This is a genomic window from Microbacterium testaceum, from assembly GCF_001476655.1.
Lineage (GTDB): Bacteria > Actinomycetota > Actinomycetes > Actinomycetales > Microbacteriaceae > Microbacterium > Microbacterium testaceum_C.
In genome coordinates, this window is the sequence record NZ_LDRT01000136.1 from 1 (window position 1) to 8311 (window position 8311).

The window sequence follows — 8311 nt, forward strand, 5'->3', positions numbered from 1 at the left end:
CGTCCTCGTCGACCTGATCGAGCTCTCGATCCAGGGCAAGCAGGCCCACTGGAACGTCGTCGGCAAGAACTTCCGCGACACCCACCTGCAGCTCGACGAGATCATCGACGCCGCGCGCGAGTTCGGCGACGAGGTCGCCGAGCGCATGCGGGCCCTGCACGCGCTGCCCGACGGCCGCAGCGACACGGTCGCCGAGACCACCACGCTCCCGGAGTTCCCCCAGGGCGAGGTGGACACGGCCGAGGTCATCGACCTCATCACCGAGCGTCTCGACGCCGTGGTCGGCACCGTCCGCGACGTGCACGACGACGTCGACGACGAAGACCCCACGAGCGCCGACATCCTGCACGGCGTCCTCGAGCGCCTCGAGCAGCTCTCGTGGATGGTCAGCGCCGAGAACCGCGTCGCGCGCAAGTCCTGACACGCGCAGAAGACACCGGATGCCGGGGCCTCGGGGCCTCGGCATCCGTCGTTCACACGCGGGTTGCGACAGCTCCGCGGCTCACCCGCGCGCGATGAGGAACGGCGGCTGGGGGCCCTCGAGACGAGCCACCGAGGTTTTGATCTCGGAGAGGGTTTCTCCCACCGCGATGAAGCGCTCATCCGTGCGCGCTTCGAAGCGCGCGAGGTCGAGCTTCAGGCCGACGAGGGATTCTTCGAGAGTCGTGGAACGGGCGTCGGTCCGGTCCATGCGCGCGTCCATCCGATCGAGGCGTGCATCCATCCGATCGAAGCGCGTGTCCATCCTGTCGAAGCGTGCGCTGACCTCGGCGAAGCGTGCGCTGACCCCGGCGAAGCGCGCGTCGGTGCGGTGTTCGACACGACCGAGCATCCACTTCGTGCCCCCGAGGATGGTCGCCGAACCGGTGACGAGCAATCCGATCGCGGTCGACAGCAGGGGTATCGTCTCCATGCCCTGGTCCTTTCCCGAAGAGCTGCCACGACTGTAGGTCGTGGCGCGGACATTCTGCGGGGAGCTGCCGCGAGACTGTGCGGAAATTCACCCGATCACCCACTGTGAAGAAGACCGTCGTGACGCGCGCGAGAACGCGGCGACGGCTCGGCGACAGGATGCGCCCGCATCCCTCCGATAGCGTCGGAGCATCGACCGAGACGGGGGACTCATGGACGATGACACCGACGTGCGCCGACGAACGGGTACGGCCTGGTTCGTTCTGCGGGGCGTGGCGGGGGGCGTGGCGGGTCTTCTGCCCTGGCTTCTGACCGGGCCGTTCCTGCCGCTGCAGAACCTCGGCGAGGGGCAGGATGCCGCGAAGGACGGGCCCTTCGTGATGCTGCCCTACAGTCAGTACGCGATCACGACCATCATCGTGCTGCTCGTCGAGGGTGGCGTCTTCGCCGGGATCATCGCACGCGCACGTCGGTCGCGCCCGGGCCTGGCCCGACCGTTCGCCGCACTCGGCGGGCTCGTCGTCGTGCAGGTCGTCGCCATCGTGCAGACCACGGCGACCACCCGCTCGGTGCTGCAGGAGCGCGACGAGTCGGTGCTCTACCTGGTGCTGCTGACGGCCGTGGCCGTCCTGGCCGCGGTCACGGCGTGGGTCGCCTGCGTCCTCATCGCCGCAGCGCCGCGCGCGGGTGCCGGTCTCGGCCTCGTGGTGGGAGCCGCCGCGGGCGGGTCGTGGATCGCGGCGTTCTTCTTCCCGCTGTTCTCGTATGCCTCCCCGTTCGAAGCGCTGCTGCCGGTGCTGCCGTACCTCGCCCCGGTGCTCGTCGGACTCGCGATCGTCTGGACGGGCGTCTCGACGGTCGGGCGAGTGCTGACCGGCATCGTCGGACTCGTGCTGGTGTGGCTCGTTCCCGCGCTCACGACGGCCATCTCCTCCGCCGCGGGAACGCGAGTTCTCGCTCGCGACCTTCCGGGCATGGCCGAGTTCGGCAGGCAGGTCTTCGTCTCGGCATCCACGATGCCGGAGATCATCGTGCCGCCGCTGGTGACGACCGTGCTGGTGGCCGTGGTGGGTCTGGTCGTCCGCCGCGTCGTCGGCCGGCACCGCGCCGGGGAAACCGCGCGTTAGAGTCGCAACACCTCGGTGACGCGCACGATCGCCGTGCCCTCCTCCTCGGAGGCGGCGAGGTCGACCTCGGCGCGGATGCGCCAGTCGTGGTCTCCAGCGGGGTCGTCGATGATCTGCTCGACGCGCCACACCCCGTCAGAGGCGGACGACTCGTCGATGACGACGAGGGCGGAGGAGCGCGCCGCTCCCCCGGTGCCGATCTCGTCATGCTCGTCGAAGTAGCTGTCGAGAACGCCCGGCCAGTCGACCTCGGCGTCGAGTTCGACCAACTCGTCGTCGCGCTGCAGCGCGGCCAGCTGCACGCGCCGGAACATCTCGTTGCGCACGAGCACGACGAACGCGCGCCGGTTGGTCAGGATCGACGGCGGCGCGGGCGGCACCACGGGGGCGGACGGATCCTCCGCCGGGTTGATCAGCTGCTCCCACTCGTCGACGAGGCTCGAATCGACCTGCCGCACGAGCTCGCCGAGCCAGGCGATGAGGTCGAGCAGATCGGGGGTCTGCGCGTCGACCGGCACCGTCTGGCGGATCGCCCGGTACGCGTCGCTGAGGTAGCGCAGCACGAGACCCTCGCTGCGGGCGAGCTGGTACAGCGAGACGTACTCGCCGAACGAGCAGGCCCGCTCGAACATGTCGCGCACGACCGACTTGGGAGACAGCTCGAAGTCGCGGATCCACGGCTGACTCGACGCGAACACCTCGTAGGCCTGCGCGAGCAGATCGTCGAGGGGCTTGGGCCACGTGATCTCCTCGAGCAGCTCCATGCGCTCGTCGTACTCGATGCCCTCGCGCTTCATCGCCGCCACGGCCTCGCCGCGCGCGCGGAACTGCTGCTGCGACAGGATCGGGCGCGGGTCGTCGAGGGTCGCCTCGATGACGCTGACGACGTCGAGCGCGTAGTGCCCCGTGCCGACCGACGACGCCGGGGGCGCGGCATCCGGTCCCCTGCCGAGCTCGACCTCGGGGTCGAGCATCTCGATCGCGGCGAGCGCGAACGGCGACAGCGGCTGGTTCAGCGCGAAGTTCGGCTGCAGGTCGACGGTGAGCCGAATGCGCGAGTCGCCAGGATCTGTCGCCTCGGCACCACCGGAAGCGACAAGATCTGGCGACTCACGCGGGGGGACGACCTCGACCACTCCGGCCTGCACCAGGGTGCGGAAGATCGCTATCGCGCGGCGGGCGAGCTCGTACTGGCGGGCGCGGGGCTCGTGGTTGTCGAACACGAGCGAGCGGACGTTGCCGAAGACGTCGCCGCCGCGCGCGATGACGTTGATGAGCATCGCCGCGCTCAGCTTCATCTGCGGCACGAGCGGCTCGGGCTCGGCGGCGACCAGGCGGTCGTAGCTCTGCTCCGTCCAGTTGACGAAGCCCTGCGGCGCTTTCTTGCGCACGATCTTCTTCTGCTTCTTGAGGTCGTCGCCGGCCTTGGCGATCTGCGCGGCGTTCTCGATCTCGTGGTCGGGCGCCATCACGACCACGGTCCCCGCGGTGTCGTAGCCCGCGCGGCCCGCGCGGCCCGCGATCTGGTGGAACTCGCGCGCCGAGAGCTGGCGCATGCGTGTGCCGTCGTACTTGGTCAGCGCCGTCATGAGCACGGTGCGGATCGGCACGTTGATGCCGACGCCGAGGGTGTCGGTTCCGCAGATGACGCGCAGCAGTCCCCGCTGCGCGAGCGTCTCGACCAGGCGCCGGTAGCGCGGCAGCATCCCGGCGTGGTGCACGCCGATGCCCGCGCGCACGTACCGCGACAGCGTCTTGCCGAACCCGGTGGTGAAACGGAAGCCGCCGATCGCCTCGGCGATCTCGTCGCGCTGCTCGCGCCCGATGATGCGGATCGACGACAGCGCCTGCGCCCGCTCCATCGCGGCGGCCTGCGAGAAGTGCACGACGTAGACGGGCGCCTGCTTCGTGTCGAGCAGCTCCTGCACCGTCTCGTGCACGGGCGTGCGGGCGTACTCGAAGTGCAGCGGCACGGGGCGCTCGACGCCGGTGACCCGCGCGGTGGGCCGACCGGTGCGGCGCGAGAGGTCGTCGGCGATGTCGTCGACGTCGCCCAGGGTCGCCGACATGAGGATGAACTGCGCCCGGTTCAGCAGCAGCAACGGCACCTGCCACGCCCAGCCGCGATCGGCCTCGCCGTAGTAGTGGAACTCGTCCATGACGACCTGGTCGACGTCCGCGTCGGCCCCCTGGCGCAAGGCGAGGTTCGCGAGGATCTCGGCGGTGCAGCAGACGATCGGCGCGTCGGAGTTGACCGAGGAGTCACCGGTGACCATCCCGACGTTCTCGGCCCCGAAGATGTCGACGAGGGCGAAGAACTTCTCGCTCACGAGCGCCTTGATGGGTGCCGTGTAGTAGGTGCGGCCACCCCGGGAGAGGGATGCCGCGTGCGCGGCGATCGCGACGAGCGACTTGCCCGTACCGGTCGGCGTCGACAGAATCACGTTCGCGCCCGACACGATCTCGATGACCGCCTCGTCTTGCGCGGGGTAGAGCGTCAGGCCGCGCGAGCCCGCCCACTCCACGAAGCCGAGGTACACGGCATCCGGATCGGCACCGGCGGGCACGTGCTCGAGAAGGGGGGTCACTGCTCCACCCTCTCATTCGTCGGGCGCGCGAGCCCCCGACAGGCTCGAGAACCCGCCTCAGGGGGTCGCCGCGTACACCCCGACCTCGTCCTCGTCGAGCACGAACTGGATCGCGGTTCCCACGGGGTAGCGCGCGCGGAAGGGCTCGGGGAAGGAGGCGCTCACCACGAACTTCACCGCCGCCGGGAAGGGGCCGGCTCCGCACGACCCGAAGCGCACCCGGGGCGAGGAGGAGGGGGATGAGCCGTCGCCCCGCGCCTCCTCGGTGTTCAGGACGATCAAGCAGGTGGACTCATTGCCTTCCGAGTCGATCTGCGAAACTCCCGAGAAGACGGTCAGACCGTAATAGTCGGAGAATCCGCGCGTCCGCTCGGGGTCGAAGCCGAGGTACCCCGACGCACCGAGTTCGGCACCGGGGTCGGGCGTCAGCGAATCCGACCGTGCGATCCCGGAGGTGCCGTCGACGACGGTGGAGCCGACGGCGACGGCCGTCACCGCGCTGGCCACAGCGACCGCTACCGCCACGGAGAGGGCGGCGATCACCACGCGTCGCCGCGAGCGAAGCAGCGGCGGACGCGGGAGGGCGGGCTCCGCCGCGGACTCCACGGTCAGGTCCGTCGCATCCGCCTCGGCGTCCGTGTGCGCGGCGACACCCGTGGTCGGCGCGGGCACCGGCTCGCTCTGCCGTGACCGCTCCCGATCCTCGAGCTCGCGCAGACGCGCGAGGGCGGCCGGATCGTCCGCGATGTCAGCCCGCGGACCGTAGGCCCGCGCGCGAAGGCGTTCGAGTTCGTGTGCTTCGTCCGCATCCATCCTCTGCATGGTGTCATGCTCGCGTTCGCGCCGGAAGCGACGACGGCGGCTCAGCCGGCGTCGCTGAAGACGCCGAGGTTCTCGCCGTCGAAGACGAACTGCACGCTCGATCCCGGGGGGAATCGCGCCACGAACTCGGCGGGCTCCAGCGAGTTCACGACGAACTGGACCGCCGCGGGGAAGACTCCCGCTCCGCATCCCGATTCCGAGAAACCGGCGGAGTACCCCTGCTGCTCGAGCTTGTCCAGGGTGTCGGTCGGCACGAGGAAGATGCACGCATTGCGCTCCCCCTCGGGCCCGAACTGGGCGTACGACACGAACGCGGTCATGCCGTAGAAATCCGGGTAGGCACGGGCGTCGGAGCTCGCCGGACCGAAAGCGCCGGGCAACGCGCGCCCCTCGTCGGGGGTGAGGGTCGCGATCTGAGGGACACCGGCGCTGCGCGATACCGGCACGATGTGCATGCCGGCCGCGGTCAGGGCGCTCGACACGGCGGCGACGACGGCGACCGTCAGCGCCCAGCCCCAGAACGCCCGTCTCGATCGGATCGGCACGCGCCCTCGCCCCCGCGGCCTCACGTCGTCATCCGGTGCGTCCGGCTCGACCCCCGCCACCGGCTCGAGGCGGTCGCCCGTGTCAGCTTCCTCCGGCGAGCGCGACCCTCGATCCCGCGCTTCGAGTTCGGCCAAGCGGGCGACGGCGGCGGGATCGTCGGAGATATCGGCGTCGGGGCCGTACGCGCGCGCACGCAGGCGAGCGAGTTCGCTGCCGTCGTCCGCGTTCATTCTGTGCATCGTGCCACGTCTGATGCATGCGTGGGAATAGATCACCGGATGCCGCGTTGCACCTCGTATGCGCTCTTTCGGCACACTCTCCTTCGGCCACTACGGCCCCCTCGGCGGGGGCCGCCAGCTCACCGCCGGCGACTCGATGCTCCAGGCGATCGACCTCGCCCAGGGCATGGACGACCTCGGCGTCAACGGCGTCTCGTTCCGCGTCCACCACTTCGCGCGCCAGCAGGCCGCCCCCATGCCGCTGCTCGCCGCGATCGCTGCGCGCACCTCCCGCATCGAGGTCGGCACCGGCGTCATCGACATGCGCTACGAGAACCCGCTCATGCTCGCCGAGGAGGCGGCATCCGTCGACCTCATCAGCGGCAACCGCCTCGCGCTCGGTGTGAGCCGCGGGTCACCCGAGACGGTGGTCCGCGGGTACGAGGCGTTCGGCTACACGGGTTCGCAGGATCCGCGCGGCGGCGACATCGCCCGAGAGCATTTCGACCTCTTCCTCCGCGCGATCGACGGCGAGGGTCTGGCCGAGCGCGACCCCCTGAGCCCCTTCGGCGGCGGCACGGGTCTCCAGCGCATCGAGCCGCACTCCCCCGGTCTGAAGAAGCGCATCTGGTGGGGCGCCGGTACGACGGCGACCGCCGAGTGGGCCGGTCGCATCGGTGTGAACCTCATGTCGTCGACGCTTCTCACCGAGGCCGACGGCACGCCGTTCGACATCCTGCAGGCGCAGCAGCTCGACGCGTTCCGCGCCGCGTGGCGCGAGGCGGGACACGAGGGCGAACCTCGCACGTCGGTCAGCCGGAGCATCTTCCCGATCGTCACGGCCGAAGACGAGATGTACTTCGGCGGCTCCGCCGGGAGCGACCAGATCGGCGTCATCGACGGCATGCGCTCGACCTTCGGCAAGACGTACGCCGCGACGCCCGACGTCCTCGTCGAGCAACTGCAGAACGACGCCGCGGTGATGAGCGCCGACACCCTGATGCTGACGATCCCGTCGCAGATGGGCGTGGAGTTCAACCTCCGCCTCGTCGAGAACTTCGCGCGTCACGTCGCGCCGGCCCTCGGCTGGCAGCCGACGCAGGCGGCCTCGCGCGTCTGACGCGAAGACACGGCCCCGGATGCACCTCGTGGCATCCGGGGCCGTCGTCGTCTTTCGGCGAGTGTGCGCTCAGCGCGCCGTCACACCCCGCGAACGGGCGATCGTCTGCGAAACGAGGTACTCGCCCCACGCGACGATGTACGCGCCGAGGGTGGCCCACACGTACCCGCCGGGCAGGATGCCCACCGCCCCGAGCGCCCCGACGACCGTGAGGGCGACGACGACGATCAGCGCCGGGACGAGACCCCGCGATGCCACGGCCCCGGCCGGCGTCCGCCACACGACCAGCAACGCACCGGCGGTGGCGACGAGAAGGATGAGCGGCGTCCACCACGATCCGAGGGTCGCCATGGTCGCGGAGGCCCCCAGGCCGGCGACGACAAGGGACGCGGTGCGGAGCGCGCGGATCCGCGGAGACGGGTCGGGAGTCTGCGAAGCAGGAATGAGGGGCTCCTTTTCGAGGGCGACGCGGGGCGTCGACGCAGAGGCGGGTTCTCCAGCGTATCGAGGGTGGGGAGCCGCAATCCCCGCGTTCCGGCAGAGCACGATCGCGCGGATAGGGTGAGCAACGCACCACCGAGAACGACAGAAGGGGCAGTCGTGGTTCTCACCGCCTCACCGCAGGATCAACCGGATTCCGTCGACCGCATCGCGCGCGATCTCCTCGCGTTCAAAGACGCCCGCGGACCCGTCTCGTACGGCGAGCTGGCACGCCGGGTCGGTGAGCTGCGCATCGCCCGGGGAATCGCGGAAACAGCCGCCTACCCGGCACGGACCACCGTGTACGACGTCTTCCGTCCCGGGCGCACGCGCATGGATCCGGTGCTGGTGCGCGACATCGTCCGGGCCCTCGGGGCGGACGACGCCGAAGCCGAGAAGTGGGTCGAGCGCTACCACCGCGTCCGCCGCGTGACCGAGCCCGCCGCTCGCCCCCGCCCTGTCCCTTATACACCACTGACGCTGCCGACGATCCTACGC

Annotated in this window: 9 protein-coding genes; 4 read left to right on the forward strand and 5 right to left on the reverse strand. The window is 70.3% G+C overall.

Annotated features, from left to right (window positions below; all coding sequences use genetic code 11):
• The coding region (locus NS220_RS15985) for a Dps family protein (RefSeq protein WP_058625012.1) at positions 1 to 421 on the forward strand (421 nt) is incomplete at its 5' end.
• A gap of 81 nt (positions 422 to 502) precedes the next feature.
• Here NS220_RS15985 and NS220_RS15990 read toward each other — a convergent pair.
• Entirely contained in the window at positions 503 to 913 is a 411-nt protein-coding gene (locus tag NS220_RS15990; protein WP_058625013.1) for a hypothetical protein, read from the reverse strand.
• Positions 914 to 1124: 211 nt separating this feature from the next.
• Between NS220_RS15990 and NS220_RS15995 the strand changes: the two genes are divergently transcribed.
• Complete coding sequence (locus NS220_RS15995) at positions 1125 to 2039, forward strand: hypothetical protein (RefSeq protein WP_058625014.1); 915 nt, start codon at positions 1125 to 1127, stop codon at positions 2037 to 2039.
• Here the strand turns inward: NS220_RS15995 and NS220_RS16000 are convergent.
• From NS220_RS16000 to NS220_RS16010, 3 genes are read right to left on the reverse strand one after another with little or no spacing between them, the layout of a single operon-like run.
• On the reverse strand, positions 2036 to 4627 hold the full coding sequence (locus NS220_RS16000) for a DEAD/DEAH box helicase (RefSeq protein WP_058625015.1): 2592 nt from the start codon (positions 4625 to 4627) through the stop codon (positions 2036 to 2038). The genes NS220_RS15995 and NS220_RS16000 overlap by 4 nt on opposite strands.
• A 57-nt stretch (positions 4628 to 4684) precedes the next feature.
• Positions 4685 to 5440: a hypothetical protein gene (locus tag NS220_RS16005; RefSeq protein ID WP_058625016.1), complete on the reverse strand. Its 756-nt coding sequence runs from the start codon at positions 5438 to 5440 to the stop codon at positions 4685 to 4687.
• Between the two features lie 50 nt (positions 5441 to 5490).
• Positions 5491 to 6225 (reverse strand): hypothetical protein, encoded by a 735-nt coding sequence (locus NS220_RS16010; RefSeq protein WP_058625017.1) that lies wholly within the window; start codon positions 6223 to 6225, stop codon positions 5491 to 5493.
• Positions 6226 to 6292: 67 nt separating this feature from the next.
• Between NS220_RS16010 and NS220_RS16015 the strand changes: the two genes are divergently transcribed.
• Positions 6293 to 7333, forward strand: a complete 1041-nt coding sequence (locus NS220_RS16015; RefSeq protein ID WP_058625018.1) for an LLM class flavin-dependent oxidoreductase — start codon at positions 6293 to 6295, stop codon at positions 7331 to 7333.
• A 69-nt stretch (positions 7334 to 7402) separates the two neighbouring features.
• Here the strand turns inward: NS220_RS16015 and NS220_RS16020 are convergent, their stop codons facing one another.
• Positions 7403 to 7684 (reverse strand): hypothetical protein, encoded by a 282-nt coding sequence (locus tag NS220_RS16020; RefSeq protein WP_058625019.1) that lies wholly within the window; start codon positions 7682 to 7684, stop codon positions 7403 to 7405.
• A gap of 249 nt (positions 7685 to 7933) precedes the next feature.
• On the opposite strand from NS220_RS16020, the gene NS220_RS16025 reads away from it, so the two are divergent.
• A partial coding sequence (locus NS220_RS16025; RefSeq protein ID WP_058625020.1) for a hypothetical protein occupies positions 7934 to 8311 on the forward strand: 378 nt, incomplete at its 3' end.

Coding starts and splice junctions, on each gene's coding strand:
- NS220_RS15995 (WP_058625014.1), top strand. CDS start 1,125: ATGGACGATGACACCGACGTGCGCCGACGAACGGGTACGGCCTGGTTC.
- NS220_RS16010 (WP_058625017.1), bottom strand. CDS start 6,225: ATGAACGCGGACGACGGCAGCGAACTCGCTCGCCTGCGTGCGCGCGCG.
- NS220_RS15990 (WP_058625013.1), bottom strand. CDS start 913: ATGGAGACGATACCCCTGCTGTCGACCGCGATCGGATTGCTCGTCACC.
- NS220_RS16015 (WP_058625018.1), top strand. CDS start 6,293: ATGCGCTCTTTCGGCACACTCTCCTTCGGCCACTACGGCCCCCTCGGC.
- NS220_RS16020 (WP_058625019.1), bottom strand. CDS start 7,684: ATGGCGACCCTCGGATCGTGGTGGACGCCGCTCATCCTTCTCGTCGCC.
- NS220_RS16005 (WP_058625016.1), bottom strand. CDS start 5,440: ATGGATGCGGACGAAGCACACGAACTCGAACGCCTTCGCGCGCGGGCC.